Raw genomic sequence first — 19,159 nt, 5'->3', positions numbered from 1 at the left:
AAAAATATTTAAGCAAATACACCTTTTAATTCCAATAAATGCATGCGTCAATATCGAACGGAAAGATTTTATTTTTGTTACGTTAGTAAACAAGTATGTTTTAAAACGACGATCATAATTTAAACACTAGGCCAGTGCTTAATCCAAGTGAATTTAAATTGGTTTTTACAGAAGCATCTTTATTAATAGGAGATAATGCAAAACGGAAAGCCGGTTCAAAAGAAAGAGAAATTGTTTTATTTAATTTATATTGAACCCTAATGCCAGCCGCACCATTCAGGTACATTGGTTTCAAACCCTCGATATTGTTGATTGATGGATTTTTTGTACCGGTGGAAGTTGCGATAGTTGTTTCAATTTTTCCTTTGGTTAAAAAATTAAATGAAATGCCTGCACCCGGAAGTATGCTGAATCTTCCTGTAGTAAAAATATATTTAGCGTAAAGTGGTAACCCGATGTATTGCAGGTTATTGGTTGAAGCAAGGGCATTTATGCTGTCACCAGAAGTGGGTGGTGGGGAAGATTCTACAGTAACATAAGAATAACCGGCTGAGCAATTAAACCGATAATTTATATTTCCATCATTATCAGGACGGGCATAAATAGTCTTGGGTTGTATAGCAGTTTTTCTTGTTGAATAAGTAATGCCTGATTCAAGCTTCCATTTTTTACCAATAGTATAATCTAACAGAACACCAAAAGTGGAAGAGAATTTAATTTGTTCATCTTTTTCTATTGCATTTCTTTCTTCTTCTCTGAAACGCGGGTGTTCATCTTTCAAAGACGTTGAAACAATATCAGGTGAAAAGAACCCGGTTATTGAAAATGGAGACCTGGCCGAAGAATTTATCTTACTCCTCTTTGCAGAGGATATTTTTTTATTTTCTAATGCGATTGATTGCTGTTGCAATATTTTATCGATTTCAGTCTCTGGCTTTTGAGTTGATAATGGAAAATCATTTTTTATCTCTGGCGCCAGTTCTGGTGTTTCGATATTTTTTTGTCTATTAGTAACATTATGATAAACGGAATTATTTTTTACTTCGGTTTGGGCAAAACTATTTTTATCGGATAGTAAGTTACGTGTATCCTTATTAGTTATATTATCTGGAGAATCACTTATCTCTTTTTCAACCTTCATTTTAAAACCAGCGGAATTTTTTAGACTGGGATCTATTTGATTTTTCATTACTACATCTTCAGTTTCCGTTTCAGGTTGTTCAGTCTTATGCTGGTTTTTAGTAATTGGGTTTTGCTGCTCATTAACAGTTTTATTTGCAACACCGCTATTGACCGTAACCTCTATATTAGTATTTTTAAAAGTGGAATCATTATTCTTTTTATGATTTTCTAATTTGTTACGAAAGAGCGGTGCCTGGTTTGTAGTACTTGCAGTTGAGGAATCTTTACTGGTTATTTCATTATCTATTTTTTGTTTGCCTGTATTTCTAATTACTTTATTTTGTTGTACAAGCGCCTTATTTTGTTGCCTGATATGTAGCGTGTACATCGCCATGCCAATGGAAAATAAAAGAAGTACTGCGGCTGCCCATTTTAGTTTATTATATTTTTTGGAAATAGAAACTACCTTCTTTTTATCTAAGGTTTTATCAATATTATCCCATACCGACGCAGCCGGTAATTCCTGGTTCTGTTCCAAAGCCTTCCTGAATAAATCATCTATGTTGTGTAAATCTTCACTCATACTTCACTTAGGTTTTGTTTTGCTGATTGAATGCTTTTATGGACTGCCTTCTGCAAAAATGCCCGTGCATCTGATAGATTAGATTTTGAAGTGCCTTCTGAAATGCCCAGGTGTTCGGCAATTTCACGATGCTTCATCCCTTCAAAAACATACAGGTTAAAAACCATACGGTACGCGGGTGATAATTGTTGCACCATTTCAAGCAATTCCTTTGTTCCTAACTTCGATAAAATTTCTTCGTTACTTGCCGGTTCGACGGTAGCATCTTCAATATTTATTACAGCATGCATTTGTCTTTTACTCCTGTATTTCTGTAAAGCACAGTTAACCATAATTTTCCTTACCCAACCTTCAAAAGAGCCTGAAAAATTATATTGATGTATATATTCAAAAACTCTTATAAAACCTTCCTGTAAAATTTCCTCAGCCTCTTCGCGGTTTTTGGAATATCGAAGGCATACTCCAAACATTTTGGGCATAAGAATAGCATATAAGCGATTCTGCGACTGTCTGTGTCCATTAACACAACCCTCTATAAGCTGTTCCAATTGTTCCAATAATATGCCGCTTTAGAATGTGATGCAGTAATTGATAAAATGGTTGGGTAAAATTTTCCGTACATAAAGGAACAAATGAATTGTAAGATTAATAAGTGATTAACATTTTTTTAAATGACGCACCCAACGCTCGTTTCAGCTTAATACACTAAAAGCCGATAAGCCTAAAATACTTTTAAAATGCGGGGAAAGGCTGGCCGGAGCAACCAATGGTATGGAAACCTTCAAATATCTTCGCCAGCTTGATTATTCGGGATATTTCGTTTTAGATACCATCCGAATATCCATTATTAATTTTGATTTTAACCTGTATCAAAATACCTGTAATAATTTTTACTGCAACAATTTCATATTCGAATAATACGGCCTCGATAATTTCAGCTTTTTTAAAAAAATGGCGGATTGGATTTGATGATCCAATCCTGTATTTTCATCTACTAACGGTAACGCCTGCCCTTTTTAAGCCATCTTTTTTATTTTTTTTGAATATCTGTTAGCCTTCATCCGGCCATTTTATGTAACTGTTTATTCGTTGCTGTAAAGACGTACATTTGTTTAGGCGATGATAAAAACATTTCACACTATTATGTAAAAATGGTAATCCATGGCGCAGTTCATCAAAGTAAAGCAAAAAGATGATGTCGAATTATTGATCAACACCAGTATTATAGAAACTATTTTCCCTGATACAACTGTATCCAGGTGCCGGTCAATTATAAACTTTAAACGCGAAGCCGCTAAGAAAAGTTTTTATGTTCAACAAACTGTTGAAGAAATATGGAAAATGATTTTATTATAATGTATTTCGCACCTATTATAATTTCTCATTAAGTTTACTTAAATTACTACCTAATATTTTTTATTTTCTTAAACAGATGCATAAAAAATTTGGGTATTGTATTAGGGCCCATTGATGTATAAGCTTATGTTAAACAAAAGATTATTACTTCCGTTTGTAGTTCTTTATGGAATTTCATGCTGGAAGAGTGATTCTCCGGTACGGGATACCGGCGGCAGCCAATATGTATCTGTTCTCACGCAGCATAACAATAATACAAGGTCCGGATTAAACGATAAAGAAATAACCTTAACAACGGCTAACGTGAATCAACAACAATTTGGTAAACTCTTTTCTCTTAATGTTGATGACCAGGTATATGCGCAACCTTTAATTGTAGCTGACCTTATTTTATCAGGGGCTAAACGTAATGTTGTTTTTATTGCAACGGTAAACAACACAATATATGCTTATGATGGAGATAACGGCGATTTGTATTGGCAAAAGAATTACACTGCTGCCGGGATGCGGCCGCCTAAGAATGCTGATATGACAGGCGCATGCGGCGGCAACTATAAAGATTTCAGTGGGAACATAGGTATAGTGGGTACTCCTGTTATTGATTCACTTGCCAACATTATGTATTTTGTTACGAGGAGTACTGACGGCATTAATTATTTTCAGTATTTGCATGCTGTAAATATTATGAACGGAGGTGAAATGCCCGGTAGTCCCGTAAAAATAGCTGCCATCTATAATGCGAATGGAACCACTAATAACGTAATCTTCAATTCTCAGAAACAGAATCAGCGCATGGGCCTAACCCTGCTTAACGGCATAGTATACATAAGCTATTCATCGCATTGTGACTGGGGGCCATACCATGGATGGATATTAGGATATAATGCGGCCACGCTTCATCAGCAGGTTGTCTATAACACTACACCAGGAGGATCTGCTGGTGGCATATGGGAAAGTGGAACCGGCATGGCTGCGGATAACAAGGGTAATCTTTATTGTGTGGTGGGAAATGGGACCGTAGGTGCTAACAACGATCCGACAGTTTTAACTAACCGGGGAGAAAGTGCATTAAAGCTTACCCCCACCGCTTCGACCCTTAAAGTCAGCAGCTATTTTACACCCTGGAATTATACAAAGCTTGATAGTTTTGATTTGGATTATGGATCTTTAGGCGCATTCCTTATCCCCAATTCCAATTATTATTTTACTGGAGCAAAAGACGGCAATATCTATTTGTTGAATAAAGATAAGATGGGTGGTTTTTCTACGTCCGCTAACAGTGTACAGCAAAATATAAAACTGTCAACCGCGGGTTTACATTGCCAGCCTTCTTATTATAAAGGTGCAAAGAATGAATGGGTCTACTTATGGTCTGACAAAGATAATTTGCGAGCGTACCGTTTCAACCGCGTTTCTAATTTGCTGGATGTGTCCAACGTTGTTACCTCTCCGGTTCCAGGTCCGCTGGGATGGAACGGCGCACTACTCTCCGTCTCCTCGAATGGAACGGCAGAGGGAACAGGTATAGTATGGGCTTCGTATGCTTCCGGCGGCAATGCGAATCAATCAGTATGCCCCGGGATATTAAGGGCTTTTGATGCAAACGACATAACCAAAGAATTATGGAATAGTTCTTTAAATACAAACGATTATCCTGGTAATTATGCAAAATTTTCTTCTCCAACTATTGCAAACGGACATGTGTATTTAGCCACGTTTTCAAACCAGGTTGTTGTATATGGGCTCAAATAATTTTTGCGGCAAACCAATGGTCCCATAAATATTTTTTTAAGTTATATTCACATTAATAAATTTATTGTTGGTATGAAAAGGAACTTGCTTTTTTTCGTTCTCGCGGCAGGCTGCTTAAAATGTTTATCGCAAACTATTTCAAAAGACATTCTCACTAAAAGATGGGATGCATATTGGATAACGGTTCCTGGTACATCACCGAAAGATTATGGTGTGTATCATTTCAGAAAAACATTTGTGTTAACTGTAAAACCTTCCTCCTTTTCGATACATGTTTCTGCTGATAACCGGTATAAACTATTTGTAAATGGCACTATGGTTTCTTTAGGGTCAGCCCGTGCTGATGTTTATCATTGGAATTATGAAACAGTTGATATTGCCGGATATTTACAGGTAGGCGATAACGTTATATCGGCGGTTGTATGGAACTATGGTGATTACAAACCCGAACATCAAATATCTTTCCGTACGGGTTTTATATTACAGGGAGATACCGAAGAAGAAAAAGTAGTGAATACCAATTCTTCATGGAAGTGTATAAAAGATAGCAGCTATGGCCCTTTACAGCCAGATTTAATTTATAGTTATTATGTAGCCGGACCGGGAGAAAAAATTGATTATGCAAAATATCCCGGTGTATGGGAAAACAATCAATATAACGACGAGGCGTGGACGCAGGCAAAACAAATTGTAATTGGATTACCCAAGGGTGTTTTTCAATCTGACCTGAGCTGGATGCTAATCCCAAGATCGATTCCGCAGGTTGAGTTAACAACCCAACGTTTGCAAAAAGCACGTTCAGTTACAGGGATTAACTTGCCAACTTCATTTCCTTCAGCTAAAAGTTCATTTACTGTACCCGCAAACACAAGTGTAAAAATTTTGCTGGACAATGGCGTTCTTACGAATGCTTATCCTGTTTTACAATTTAGCAAAGGAAAAGATGCAGGTATTACCCTGGGCTATGCCGAAGCGTTATATATAGATGAGGGCAGTAACAAAGATTGGAAAGCACAGAATAAAAAGGGTAACCGTAACGAAGTTGAAGGCAAAAGATTTGTGGGAGTAAAAGATGAATTCATTGCAGATGGATATGATCACACATTTACATCGCTGGCATGGCGAACTTATCGTTATATGCAACTTGAAGTAAAAACCAAGGATGAACCTTTAATCATTGACGATCTCTATGGAATTTTTACCGGCTATCCATTTGAATTAAAAGCAAAGTTTACGTCGAATAATGATACACTTGAAAAAATATTTGAAACAGGATGGCGAACAGCACGATTGGATGCAGTGGAGACTTATATGGATTGCCCATACTATGAGCAATTGCAATATGTTGGAGATACACGTATACAGGCGATGGTGTCGTTATACAATACAGGCGATGACCAGCTAATGCGCAACGCCATTACTCAAATCGATTATTCGAGAATGGCTGAAGGCATTACGCTGAGCCGCTTTCCAACTGCCAATGCACAGGAGATACCAACGTTTTCTTTGTGGTGGATCGGAATGTTGAATGATTATTACATGTACAGAAATGATCCTTCGTTTGTGAAACAATTTTTACCAGGCGAAAGGCAGGTGTTACAATTTTTTAGCAAGTACCAGCAGCCAGATGGAAGTTTAAAAAATGCACCTTACTGGGAATTCACTGACTGGGCGAACGGCAAAGGTTGGCAAAGCGGCATGCCGCCGCTTGGATCAGACGGAAGTTCGGCGGCGCTTGATCTGCAATTGCTTTGGGCCTACGAGGTGGCTGCAAGGCTTGAGGATAGTTTGGGTATGAAGGTATCTGCCAATGAATATAAAAAGAGGGCGGCAATACTTACGGAAACGGTTAAACGAAAATATTGGGATAACACGAAGCAATTATTTGCTGATACAAAAGAAAAAAATTATTTCTCGCAGCATACGAATACGCTGGCAATATTAACGAATACGATTAAAGGCGAACAGGCAAAACAGTTGGCAAAAAAAATGATTACCGATACTTCGTTAACGCAGGCGACTATTTATTTTCAATACTACGTAAACCAGGCTTTGCGGAAAACAGGATTTGGAGATTTATATTTAAACCGTTTGCAAATTTGGAAAGATAATCTTGCAATGGGCCTTACAACATGGGCAGAGATAAGTGATATAAATGCGGCACGTTCCGATTGCCATGCGTGGGGTGCCAGTCCTAACATTGAATTCTTCAGAACGGTGTTAGGTATTGATACCGATGCACCGGGCTTTACTAAAATAAAAATAGAACCACACCTTGGCGAACTCAAAAAAGTATCTGGATTTATGCCACATCCTAACGGAGAAATTAAAGTGAGCTATAATCTCAATCAACGCGGGAAGTTAGAGGCAGTTGTTTCTATTCCCAAAGGAACGAACGGTGTTTTTGTATGGAAAGGGAAGGAGCATGTTTTGAAAAGCGGCGAAACAAGGTTGCTGGCGTTGTAATATTTCGTAAATGAAAAAAGGTTGCCAATCTTTCGAAGACTGGCAACCCTGCAGCGAGACTTACAATTCGCTTATTAATTTTTTATCGATTCTATCCTTCACGAGTATATAGAAAACTCATACACAATATTTACACTTATTAGTGAGTACCAGTAGAATCTGTTGATGCGCCTTTACCGATTAAATCCATAAACTGGTTAAGCTTGGGTGTAATGATGATTTGCGTACGCCTGTTCCTTGTTTTGCCTTCCGGTGTATCATTGCTGTCAACCGGATTGTATTCGCCACGGCCGCCGGCTGTAAGGCGTTGCGGATCTACACCATAATTATTTTGCAGTGCCTGCACTACCGAAGAGGCCCTGAGTGCGCTAAGATCCCAGTTGTTCCGAATGTTAGGCTTTGAGATAGGTACATTATCTGTATTGCCTTCTATCAATACGTCGTAATCTTTATAGTCGGTAATAATTTTTGCTATTTTTGCTAACGTAGCTCCTGCCTTGTCTGAAATTTCATAGCTGCCGGATTTGTAGAGCATATTATCTGAAAGAGAAATATATACCACGCCTTTCAAAACCTGCACATCCACATCCTGCATTTCGTCTTTGCTTAACGACCTTGTAAGGTTATTGGTAAGCACCATGTTCAATGAATCACTTTTGTTTTTTGACGCAATCAGTTCCTGTATATACTTATTGGAAGAATTGATTTCATCCACCAATTTCGAAACATTTACATTACCCTGGCTGGCGGAGGTAAGGCATTTGTCTAAAGCCGACTGCAGCGATTTTACATGTTCACGTTCTGCATTTAGCTGATCCCGGAGCCCCGAAATTTGAACAGTAGCCCTGTCTAAATTGCTTTTACATTCCTCACCTTCCCTGGTGAGTTCGCTGTTCCTGTCTTGCAATTTGTTATAGTTTGCATACAGCGCATTAAACTTTTTCGTACTTGTACAACCCGTAACGCATACCATCGCTGTTACCATCGCAATTAAACTAAAATTAATTTTCACGTTTAAAGATTTTGAATTAATAAATAAGAGTGTTTTTAACATTAATTAATATTAACGTCTTCAACAAAATTTTCGCCAAGGTATTGATTTTGGAATAAATCAAACTCATAAAATAGCTATGAGTAAAAAAATCATGGCTCACTGCTTATTTGAAATCCATTCTGAGTCAGGATTTCACGATAGTTGTTTAATAATACAGTTTCCAAACAATGGGAAAGATATTTTACCGGACAGTAAAGGATTGTTTAATGGTTTTCACGATTTATAGCATTTGCGAAGCCCTCCCTACGTTACGTCAAAACCTCTTCGCTAAATTATGATAGAGAACAGTGAGTTGGCAATTCCTTGAGATGTATTTATCATTTCCACGATCGTTGGATTGCTCTTTTCTTAATTACGCCTTAGGCAATTTATAACCGTTATGATATTCCTTCATGAAATATTCTTTATTTACCGCGGCATCCGTAAACTGTTCTTTAGCGGCATCCCATTCTAATTTTTTACCACTGCGGTAAGCGATGTTTCCCATCTGTGCAACGGTAGCCACATGAGCGCCAGCCTGTATAGGGCAATGCAACTCGTTGAATTTTCTTGACTTAACAACGTCAACAAAATTGACCCAATGCTTATCAACCCCGTTATCTGTAGAAGGTGCAAAGGGCTTGTTCACTTTATTCTTACTTCCTTTTTCTTCTATCACTTCCCAGCCACCACGGTTTAGAATCAACGTGCCGTTGTTACCAATGTAAGCAATACCATGATCGCGGTTATAAGAGCCGTTATCAATGCCCATTGCCGAATCCCATACCATGTTGAAACCATCAAATTCATATAAGGTGGTGAGCGTATCGGGCGTTTCTTCATATAACTCCGGGTAAGCGAAGCGTCCGCCTAATGCAGAAACAGATTTAGGCGTAGGTGACTTCATTCCGAGCAATCCGTAATCTAATAAGTGCACACCCCAATCGGTCATTAATCCGCCCGCATAATCCCAGAACCAGCGAAAATTAAAATGAAAACGGCTTGCGTTAAAAGGTCTTATTGGCGCCGGCCCCAGCCACATCGTATAGTCTACACCGTTAGGTGGTGCTGTATCCGGAACAACCGGGCCTGGCTTCATCCATCCCTGGTAACACCAGACCTTTACGGTTCTTATATTTCCTAACACACCGCTTTGTACATAATCTACAGCATCTTTAAAATGTTGCTGACTGCGCTGCCATTGCCCGCATTGAACGGCTTTGCTGTATCGTTGTTGTGCGGCCACCATAGCGCGGCATTCTCCAATGGAGTTGCCAACAGGTTTTTCGCAATATACATCTTTGCCTGCTTCGCATGCATGCATCATTATCATTGCATGCCAGTGATCGGGAGTGCCTATTACAACTGTGTCTACGTCTTTATTATCGAGGAGCTGGCGATAATCTCCATAAGTTTTTACCTTTGATGCATCTTTACCCATTTTAGTAAGATCTTTCAATCTCCTTTCGATTACATTTTTATCTATGTCGCAAATGGCTACAAGATTTACTCCCGGAATTTTTAAAGCTGCCGTAACATCGGCCCAACCCATGCCATTAACGCCTATGGCGCCAATGTTTAATTGATCGCTGGGAGCTATACGATTTTTAAAAATAGCAAAAGCGTTGTTGTCGATTGCTGATACCAACATGCTACCGCCAAGAAGGGCGGTGGAGTTTTGTAAAAATTTTCTGCGTGAATTCATTGTAATTGTTTTATAAATAAACAGGTGATTGGAAAGGTGAGGTCCATTATCAAGCCGTCATATAAATATAGAAATATTCAGTATAAAAGATTTAAAAATAAATAATGTTGTGAGGCTTGCAAGTGAAAAACAAAAACCTGGATTGAAACAGAATGTTATAAAATAGTAAAAAATGAGGAATTTAAAAATAAAAGTGCATACATTAAAGCTTCTGGTAAGATAATTACCGCATAATACTGGCAAGGCTTTTGCCTCAATAATTTTTTCACTTACCGCCTGCAAATCTGCGGGGTACACTCGTAAATAAATAGCGTTATGAATTCATGGAACAGGATGTATTTTGGAAATTCTTTAGTAGAGACTGGCCCTCGGAATTATTGTATTGGCCTTTGCAATAATAAAAATATTAAGAGGCACCGTCGTTAAAAATTTAAAGAAATGGTCATCAAGAACGTCAAACACTTTTGACGATTTTATTGTACATGCAATTGAAAAATCGGTTGTGTCTTACTTATGGAAAGAGTAAATTAAGGGCTCATCCAAGCCGTCTGTATTTTGTTCCGATATAATCTACAAAGTCCGGTTCAACCCCCTGTTGACGAATAAGGGTTTGTATTTGCGCCCTGTGATGTATGGAATGATAGTTTAATTGTAAAGCAATGTCTTTGGGCGTAGCGGCCCATAGTGAGCCGTCGTAGCCAATAAAATTAGTTTCTGCTGCAAGTTGGTCTTCAGTCTTTGTGTTGAGATAATCGAACCAGTTCTGTACACTGTTATTCCATTCCTCTTCAAGTTTATTAAAGTCATACACCGGTATCCACCAATCCATCTTTTCATAACCCGGAGTTTTAAGAATTCTTGCGAACCATTTATATTGGCAATTAATTAAATGGCTGAAAAGTTTTATGCTTTCTTCACGGTCAGGCAGAAGCTCAATTTTTTCTAACAGCTTTTTATTCGTTGAACTGTTATATTCAAAAATTTCTATTAAATAAGCTTTCATTTCCATTGAAATAAATATTTACCATTTAATATGTTGATCGATGAACTGGATTAAGCCATCAGCAAGCATTTGCTGTTCTTTAACTTTCGGATGCCCAGGTGTTTCTTTATAGGGAGAAAAGTATGTAAATATTTTTTTATCATTTAACTGCTCAACTGCTTGTTGAACATAGCCGGGCCATGGGGATCCTTTCCGGGTGATATCCATATTGCCCAGCATGCAAATAATTTGTGCTTTCGGGTAAGTCGCTCTTATTTTTTGAACAAAATTTTCATAAGCATTTATTATAAAACTGCTGTCGGGCGCTTTTGTTCCAAACCTGTTTTTAAATTGTTGATTGTCGGGCATGTTCACAATCCAGGAATCGTTTTGCAATAAATTAATGACAACAACATCAGGAATGTATTTTGAAAAATCCCATTTGCTGGTTGAATCTGTGGGATCAAGCCTGTTATACATTTCAGGCATTATTAACGGAAACCAGCTTACCATGATACCAATGCCACTTTTGGAAGTACAATGATACTGAGCTTGGTAATGCCGGGCAGTTATAGCAGCGTAAGCGTCATAATTGTTTTCAAAATAACCGTTAGGTGAGTCATGCATATTATCAATTATAGCATATCCACAGGTGATGGAATTTCCAAAAAATTCAATTTTTCTTTTGGGAAGTTTCGTTGGCTTTAAGATTTTATTTTTTCCGTTAAATTCAAAACCATAGAAAAAAGTTTTGCCTTTATCCCATTCTGTCCGTTTGAACAATTGAAGGGAATGTTTGCCATAAGAAAGCCCCGAAGCAATAACAACTGTTTTTTTAGCAGTATCAAATTGAATTTTATAAATACTATCGTTGTCGATAATTACATTGTAATAGTTGGCTGTATCCTGGTCTTTAAACGTTCCTGAAATTCCCGTTCCTTTAAAATTTATTCTAACGGATGTGCCGGGCCATGTTAATGCAGCTGCATCACTTGCGAAAGGAATTCTCCCTTCATAAGAAATGTGTTTATCAGAATAGGGGATTGATTTAGATTGGGAAAAGCTGTTGAAAGCTATACAACAAAAAAGGGTAAGGTAGCAGTAAGATTTATACATGTATAATATGGGTATTTTATTTTTAATTCTAATTCCTATTTCTTCCCTGGTAAATTAAAATATACTGGACGAGCATTGCAATAGAAGCCAGTGCTGCAACCACGTAAGTGAGTGCCGCCCATTTTAAAGCATCCCTGGCTTTTTCATATTCCTGCGATGCAGTTATGTGTGATGCTCCCAGCCACTTGAGCGCCCTGGCAGAGGCATCAAATTCTACCGGTAAAGTAATGACTGAAAATAGCGTAGACGCAGCAAATAAGATAATTCCTATTAGTAGCACTGTTTGATTACCACCACCGAAACTAAAGAGACCCAGCCCTATTAAAATAATCCATTGTGCCAGGTTACTGCTTATTTGTACCACAGGCACGAGCATGCTTCTGAGTGTAAGCATTGAGTAGGCAGTTGCATGTTGAACCGCATGTCCGCATTCATGGGCGGCAACTGCGGCAGCAGAAATGTTTCTGCCTTCATATACATCAGGGCTAAGGTTTACAGTTTTTTTTGTTGGATCATAATGATCACTTAAGAAGCCGGGTACCGAGGTAACTGTTACATCAAAAATTCCATTATCATGCAGCATCTTTTCTGCAACTTCTTTTCCACTTAGCCCGCTGCCGGTAGGTATTTTACTATAAGTTGAGAATTTACTTTTAAGCCTCTGCTGGACTATCATACCCACCACCATAAATAAAATAGAAATGAATATTATCCCTAAAGGCATTACTTACTATTTATAAAACAAATTTACAAATATGTATTTAAACCTTAAGTATTAACCCAGACGACCAGCAAATAAAAAAGGGAGAAAAAAATCTCCCTTATTAAATAAAAGTAATTTGAATGTTATTGTTTAAACTGGTGCATAATTTCCCTGGCCAGCTCCGTCATTTTTTTAATTCCATCTTCTGGTAAATTGCCTTTTTTAAATTCGGCCAACACTTCCGGGAGTTTATTTTCCATTTCCAGTAAAAACTGTTCTTCAAATTCATGGATATTTTTTACCGGCACACTGCTCATTAATCCATTAGTACCTAAATAAATTATGGCAACTTGTTTTTCAACTGAATAAGGAGTAAACTGGGGTTGTTTCAAGACTTCAACATTTCTTGCTCCTTTATCCAATACTGATTTTGTAGCAGCGTCAAGGTCACCTCCAAACTTTGAAAATGCTTCCATTTCACGGTAAAGTGCCTGGTCCAATTTTAAAGTACCTGCTACTTTTTTCATTGATTTAATTTGGGCATTACCACCCACACGACTCACTGAAATCCCTACGTTAATCGCTGGACGAATGCCTGCATTAAACAAGTTACCTTCCAGGAATATTTGTCCGTCGGTAATCGAAATAACGTTGGTAGGAATATAAGCCGAAACGTCACCAGCTTGTGTTTCGATAATAGGTAAAGCAGTTAAAGAGCCACCTCCTTTTACCAGGTGCCTGATATTTTCAGGAAGATCGTTCATCTTTTGAGCAATCTCATTTTTAGAAATAATTTTTGCGGCTCTCTCTAAAAGACGACTATGTAAGTAAAATACATCCCCGGGATAAGCTTCACGTCCGGGAGGTCTTCTTAATAAAAGAGATACTTCACGATAGGCCACAGCCTGTTTACTTAAATCATCATAAATTATTAATGCAGAACGGCCGGTATCGCGGAAAAACTCACCAATAGCTGCCCCGGCAAAAGGTGCATAAAATTGTTGAGGTGCTGGATCTGATGCAGAAGCAGCCACAATTGTAGTGTATTCCATTGCACCATTATCTTCCAGTACTTTCATCACGTTGGCAATTGTAGAAGCCTTTTGCCCAATAGCAACATATATACAGTAAACCGGATTACCCGCTTTATAAAATTCTTTTTGATTAATAATCGTATCGATGCAAATGGCACTCTTACCTGTTTGCCTGTCGCCAATTACCAATTCTCTTTGGCCACGGCCGATAGGTATCATTGCATCAATAGCCTTAATGCCTGTTTGTAATGGCTGCTTTACAGGTTCGCGAAAAATTACACCAGGTGCCTTACGTTCCAGTGGCATTTCATAGAGGTTGCCACTAATTGGTCCTTTGCCATCTATTGGTTCCCCCAGGGTATTGATAACACGTCCCGCCAGGCCATCTCCAACTTTTATGGAAGCAATTTTGCCGGTACGTCTTACCGTGCCGCCTTCTTTAATATCGCCGCTATCGCCCATAAGTACCACACCCACATTGTCTTCTTCCAGGTTTAAAGCAATCGCTTTAATACCGTTTTCAAATTCAACCAGCTCGCCGGAACTTACGTTATTCAATCCGTAAACACGTGCAATTCCATCACCAATTTGCAATACTGTTCCTACCTCTTCTAGGTTTGCTTCAACATTAAAGTTGGTAAGCTGGCTTCTGAGAATCGCCGATATTTCATCTGGTTTAATATCCACCATAAAATAAATTTTTTTTCGAGGTGCAAAGGTAGAGTAAGATAAGTGGAGTAACAAAAATGCTTACCTCAAAATCCTCTTTTTTTTAGTGATTTTTTTAATAATTTTTTTCAGCATAATTTATATTTCAAAATAGTCGTTTCAACGTAAAACATAGATTATTCAATAGGTTTTATATATAAAAATCTTACATTTAATTTTCAAAATTAACCCATGAGAAAACTTATATTAGTTTTAGTTTCGGTGGTAGCCTGCTTTTTCTTAATATTTAATTCGGCTCATATTAAATCTTTAAAAAAGATAACTGCTAAAAGAATCAATGCGTATCCTATAAAAATTCACGAAGAGGAAGACGAAGCCAGGGAAGATGGAATAGCCGAAGCCCAGAAAATGGAATTCGAACTAACGAAGGATGTTTCATTAGGATATATTCCGAAAGACAGGCTGGTTAAGGCGTATGAAAACTTATTGACCAAAAAAAAATTTAGTCCCAATACACCAATCAGCGTTTCTGCGCTTACCTGGACCGAACGTGGCCCCAATTCAGATGTGGTAGGACCAAGTGATGGAAATACCCGTGCAGGTAATGGGGTTACCAGTGGCCGTATGAGAGCAATTTGGGTAGATCTTTCGGACGCAACTAATCATACGGTATGGGCGGGTGGTATTGATGGTGGTATTTGGAAAACAACAAATATATCTGCTTCACCTGCTTCATGGGTACCAGTGAATGATTTTTTTGGAAATTTAGCAATTGGCAGCATTTGCCAGGATCCGCTTGGAACAAAAGATACTATGTATTTTGGTACAGGAGAAAAGACGGCTAATGCTGATGCAGTGAGGGGAGGAGGTGTTTGGAAAAGTGTGGATCATGGTGTTACATGGAATCTGCTGTCAAGTACTACGGGTTTTTGGAATGCTTCAAAAATTGTATGCGATGCCGCGGGCAACATTTATCTATCTACCATAGGAAATAGTAAAGGAATTCAACGCTCTACAGATGGAGGAAGTACTTGGACAAATATTACTCCGACCGGGTTGAATACCAGTGTTACAGATATGGAACTAAGCAATACCGGCAGAATGCATATCGTTTGTGGCTATCGAAATGGCGCTAATGCAGGCTATCGCTTTACAGACAATCCATCAACAGTAACTGCAAGCACATGGACATCTGCTACTACCGTGTTTCCAAACGTTCAATACAGTTGCGAATTAGCAGTGAACGGTAATACTTTATATGTTTTAAATGCTAACTCATCATACCAGACCCCTCAAATTTATAAATCAACTGATGGAGGGGATAACTGGACAGCAACAAGTACTTCTCCACCCGCGGCAGGTGGTAATAATGACCTGAGCAGTGGCCAGGCGTGGTATAATATGGCTTTAGCAGTTGACCCGGCAAATGATCAAAATGTTATTGCCGGTGGCTTAAATTGTTATAGGTCAACTGATGGTGGAGCTACATGGACACAAATCTCCACATGGGTTGGCTCTTCTCTGACTTACATTCATGCTGATCAACAAACCGCTGTTTGGAATGGTAACCAGGTATTGGTAGGAAGTGATGGAGGTATTTTTTATTCATCAGATGGCGGGGGAACATTTACCGACAGGAACGTGGGGTTACGGCTAAAACAGTATTATTCATGTGCTATGCATCCTACATCAACGAATTATTTTCTTGCCGGTGCACAGGATAATGGAGTAGATCAATTAACAAATGCCGGACTTGGGGGTGCGACAGAAGTTACGGGAGGTGATGGGGCTTTTGTGCAAATTGACCAGGATGAACCGCAGTACCAATTTGGTTCTTATGTATATAATCAGTATAAACGAAGTACTGATGGAGGAAACACATGGAGTTCTGTAAATTATTCAAATTCTATTGGACAATTTATAAATCCAACAGATTATGATAATGTAAATAATAAATTGTATGCCGGCGGAGGTAGCAACCAATATATAAGATGGGAAAACCCGCAGACGGGAAACACATTTACACCCATAACCATTAGCGCTTTTTCCGGTGCAGTAAGAAATGTTTCTATTTCTCCTTATACTTCCAACCGTGTATTTTTTGGAACATCAAGCGGTAAAATAGTGAAAGTGGACGACGCAAATGCTTCTTCTCCTAACGCTACTGATGTAACCGGTGTTGGCATGCCCAGCACCAACGTTTCATGTGTAGCTGTTGGTACAGATGATAATAATCTGATAGCCACTTATTCCAACTATGGAGCTGTTAATCATATCTGGGCTAGCACAAGTGGCGGAGGAAGCGGAGGATGGACAAATATCACTGGCAATTTTCCAGATATACCCGTGCGCTGGGCAATTTTTTATCCTGATGATAATACCAAAGCTATCATTGCAACAGAAATGGGAGTATATGAAACATCATCTATTAATGGATCTTCAACAGTTTGGACGCAGGATCCCAGCTTCCCAATTGTACGCACCGATATGCTGAAGTATCGAAAAAGTGATGGTACAGTTGCTGCAGCTACTCATGGCCGTGGCTTATGGACGGCTAATATACCTTTTACTACTCCATACATCAGGTTTGCAGCGCCTCTTAATGACCAGGTTGAAACAACAGCGGCTACCAGCGGCTGTCGTAATTATAAAGACTATACACTAAGTATGAATATTGATTTACCCCCAACAGGTAATGCAACTGTAACACTCGGCATTGCTGTTGGTGGTACTGCCACCCGGGGAGTCGATTATGATTTTACTACTAATGGAGATTTTACATCTCCTTCCAGTACATTAACTTTTGCCAGCGGATCGTCAACACCCCAGTTTATAACCCTTCGCATTTATGATGACGCTGAAGTAGAAAGCAGAGAGTCGTTTACCTTAAATTATGTGGTAAGTGGAACAACAAATGCAGTGGCAGCGCCCAGTAGTAAAACATATACTTTCTATATTACTGATAATGATTTTGCACCGGTAGCTAATGGTGCATCAAATGTCTTTACCATAGGAACATCAGCTTATTATTTAACCAATGGATCAGGAGGGGAGCCATTTGATGCAAAATTACCCAGCAAACGAAATCAAATGTTATACAGGGCCAGCGAATTAAATGCAGCAGGTATTACGGCGGGGACTATTACAAGTGTTGCATTTAATATGACAAAAGCAAGTATTCGCCCTTATCAAAATCTCCAGATTAAAATGGGAACTACCTCGGTTTCAAACCTTGTTGATGATACTGCTGTGAATATTATTTCTACATCAACTGTAAAAACGCTCGCTTCCTATTCAACAGTAAATGGGTATAATACATTTACACTTGATGTACCCTTTATTTGGGATGGTATTAGTAATATAGCTATTGAGGTTTGTTATGATAATGGAACAGGAGATACCACTGACTTTGCTGATAAAACTATTGGCTATAATGATGGAAGCACGGCATTGCAGGGAAATCTTTTGTGGCAGGATAGTGTTAATTGCAGTTCGTCATTTACAAATGTTAATTATTTCGGCTTCGGTACCAAGCCCCAAATACAATTAGGTGTTACGGTATTCGGGAATTTAATTGATACTTCCGGTTCCCGTTCTGAATACATTGGCAGTAACGGCCCTTTTTATTTTTATAATGGTAACTATATATTAAATAGTATTACCACCGCATCGGCTAATTTGGGTTGCGTGAGTTCAGTATTAACCGGAACGGGTAATACATGGCAACCATTTTATGGAGGTATGAGATCGGAAAAAGTATTTACTATTTCACCAACTACAAATTCAGGTGCGTCCTACACTATCGGCTTATACTTTACAATAGCCGAACTTGCGGGTTTTGATCCTGCCACAGTACAAATTGCTAAAACTGATGCAGCCACTATTGGAGCAGCAACAGCAGCCAATACAATTATAGGCTCTACCACCTATGTTACTTATGCAAATGGTTATTTGTTTACCGCATCATTTACCGGCCTCTCTCAATTTTTCCTTGTAAATCCGGGAGTAGTGTTACCTGTTACTTTGCTTACATTCAATGGAAATCTTAGTAACCAGGCCATTCTTTTAAACTGGAAAACAAGTTCAGAACATGGCTCTAAATATTTCGATATTGAGAAGTCCGGCAATGGAACAAATTTCACCACTATAGGAAAGGTAAATGCTGCCGGCAATAGTTCTTCCGGAAGGAATTATAATTATACGGACAGGCAAATTGATGAATATAATTATTATCGTTTAAAAATGGCAGACATAGATGGTAAGTTTACCTACAGTTCTACTGTTCTTATAAAAAATTTAAATGTTACCCAGCATCTTTGGGTGGGTAATAATCCGTTCCGCGATATAATAAATATTCATCTTGCTAAAATTCCTCAGCGAAGCATAAAAGTTGAGCTAATGGATGAAAGCGGTGCCAGGGTTTATTTCAAGGAAGTTGGCAGTACTAATTTCCTCAATGTAGATGTTTCAAAGTTGAATATGGCATCGGGCGTTTACATATTGCGTACTACCGTGGATGGAAAAATTTATACGAACAAACTTTTAAAACTATAAGTACGTTTTATTAAAAAAAGAGGCTGCTTATTTCCCAGCAGCCTCTTTTTATTTTAGATATTATATTGCCGAAAATATTTAATT

General features: G+C 38.4%; 12 protein-coding genes. 4 read left to right on the top strand and 8 right to left on the bottom strand.

Annotated features, from left to right (window positions below):
• Nucleotides 1-112: 112 nt before the first annotated feature.
• Together FW778_RS11290 and FW778_RS11285 are read right to left on the bottom strand one after the other, a co-directional pair.
• Entirely contained in the window at nt 113-1,705 is a 1,593-nt protein-coding gene (locus tag FW778_RS11290) for an outer membrane beta-barrel protein (RefSeq protein WP_150414812.1), read from the bottom strand.
• A complete protein-coding gene (locus FW778_RS11285) occupies nt 1,702-2,262 on the bottom strand; it encodes an RNA polymerase sigma factor (protein WP_235906219.1) in 561 nt (186 codons plus the stop codon). Before FW778_RS11285 ends, FW778_RS11290 begins: the two co-directional genes overlap by 4 nt.
• Nucleotides 2,263-2,866: 604 nt before the next feature.
• Between FW778_RS11285 and FW778_RS11280 the strand changes: the two genes are divergently transcribed.
• The 3 genes from FW778_RS11280 to FW778_RS11270 all read left to right on the top strand — a co-directional run bounded on the left by FW778_RS11280 (nt 2,867) and on the right by FW778_RS11270 (nt 7,279).
• Nucleotides 2,867-3,061 carry a hypothetical protein gene (locus FW778_RS11280; RefSeq protein ID WP_150414811.1) on the top strand — a complete coding sequence of 65 codons (195 nt, stop codon included), beginning with the start codon at nt 2,867-2,869 and terminating at the stop codon, nt 3,059-3,061.
• A gap of 126 nt (nt 3,062-3,187) precedes the next feature.
• On the top strand, nt 3,188-4,813 hold the full coding sequence (locus FW778_RS11275) for a hypothetical protein (protein WP_150414810.1): 1,626 nt from the start codon (nt 3,188-3,190) through the stop codon (nt 4,811-4,813).
• Between the two features lie 72 nt (nt 4,814-4,885).
• The gene (locus FW778_RS11270) at nt 4,886-7,279 is read left to right on the top strand and encodes an alpha-L-rhamnosidase-related protein (RefSeq protein ID WP_150414809.1); all 2,394 of its coding nucleotides are present in this window, start codon (nt 4,886-4,888) and stop codon (nt 7,277-7,279) included.
• Between the two features lie 139 nt (nt 7,280-7,418).
• Here the strand turns inward: FW778_RS11270 and FW778_RS11265 are convergent, their stop codons facing one another.
• The 6 genes from FW778_RS11265 to atpA all read right to left on the bottom strand — a co-directional run bounded on the left by FW778_RS11265 (nt 7,419) and on the right by atpA (nt 14,542).
• The gene (locus FW778_RS11265; protein ID WP_235906218.1) at nt 7,419-8,291 is read right to left on the bottom strand and encodes an OmpA/MotB family protein; all 873 of its coding nucleotides are present in this window, start codon (nt 8,289-8,291) and stop codon (nt 7,419-7,421) included.
• Between the two features lie 394 nt (nt 8,292-8,685).
• Nucleotides 8,686-10,017: a Gfo/Idh/MocA family protein gene (locus FW778_RS11260; protein ID WP_150414807.1), complete on the bottom strand. Its 1,332-nt coding sequence runs from the start codon at nt 10,015-10,017 to the stop codon at nt 8,686-8,688.
• Between the two features lie 535 nt (nt 10,018-10,552).
• A complete protein-coding gene (locus FW778_RS11255) occupies nt 10,553-11,026 on the bottom strand; it encodes a DinB family protein (protein ID WP_150414806.1) in 474 nt (157 codons plus the stop codon).
• Nucleotides 11,027-11,038: 12 nt separating this feature from the next.
• Nucleotides 11,039-12,115, bottom strand: a complete 1,077-nt coding sequence (locus FW778_RS11250) for an SGNH/GDSL hydrolase family protein (protein WP_150414805.1) — start codon at nt 12,113-12,115, stop codon at nt 11,039-11,041.
• Between the two features lie 28 nt (nt 12,116-12,143).
• Nucleotides 12,144-12,839: a zinc metallopeptidase gene (locus tag FW778_RS11245; protein ID WP_150414804.1), complete on the bottom strand. Its 696-nt coding sequence runs from the start codon at nt 12,837-12,839 to the stop codon at nt 12,144-12,146.
• 122 nt (nt 12,840-12,961) lie between these two features.
• Nucleotides 12,962-14,542, bottom strand: a complete 1,581-nt coding sequence (atpA, locus tag FW778_RS11240; protein WP_150414803.1) for a F0F1 ATP synthase subunit alpha — start codon at nt 14,540-14,542, stop codon at nt 12,962-12,964.
• A gap of 210 nt (nt 14,543-14,752) precedes the next feature.
• Here atpA and FW778_RS11235 point away from each other — a divergent pair, with 210 nt between their 5' ends.
• A complete protein-coding gene (locus tag FW778_RS11235) occupies nt 14,753-19,075 on the top strand; it encodes a T9SS type A sorting domain-containing protein (protein ID WP_150414802.1) in 4,323 nt (1,440 codons plus the stop codon).
• The last annotated feature ends 84 nt before the right edge of the window (nt 19,076-19,159 follow it).

Source organism: Ginsengibacter hankyongi, assembly GCF_008710285.1.
GTDB lineage: Bacteria > Bacteroidota > Bacteroidia > Chitinophagales > Chitinophagaceae > Ginsengibacter > Ginsengibacter hankyongi.
This window is presented reverse-complemented; position numbering and strand designations above follow the sequence as displayed.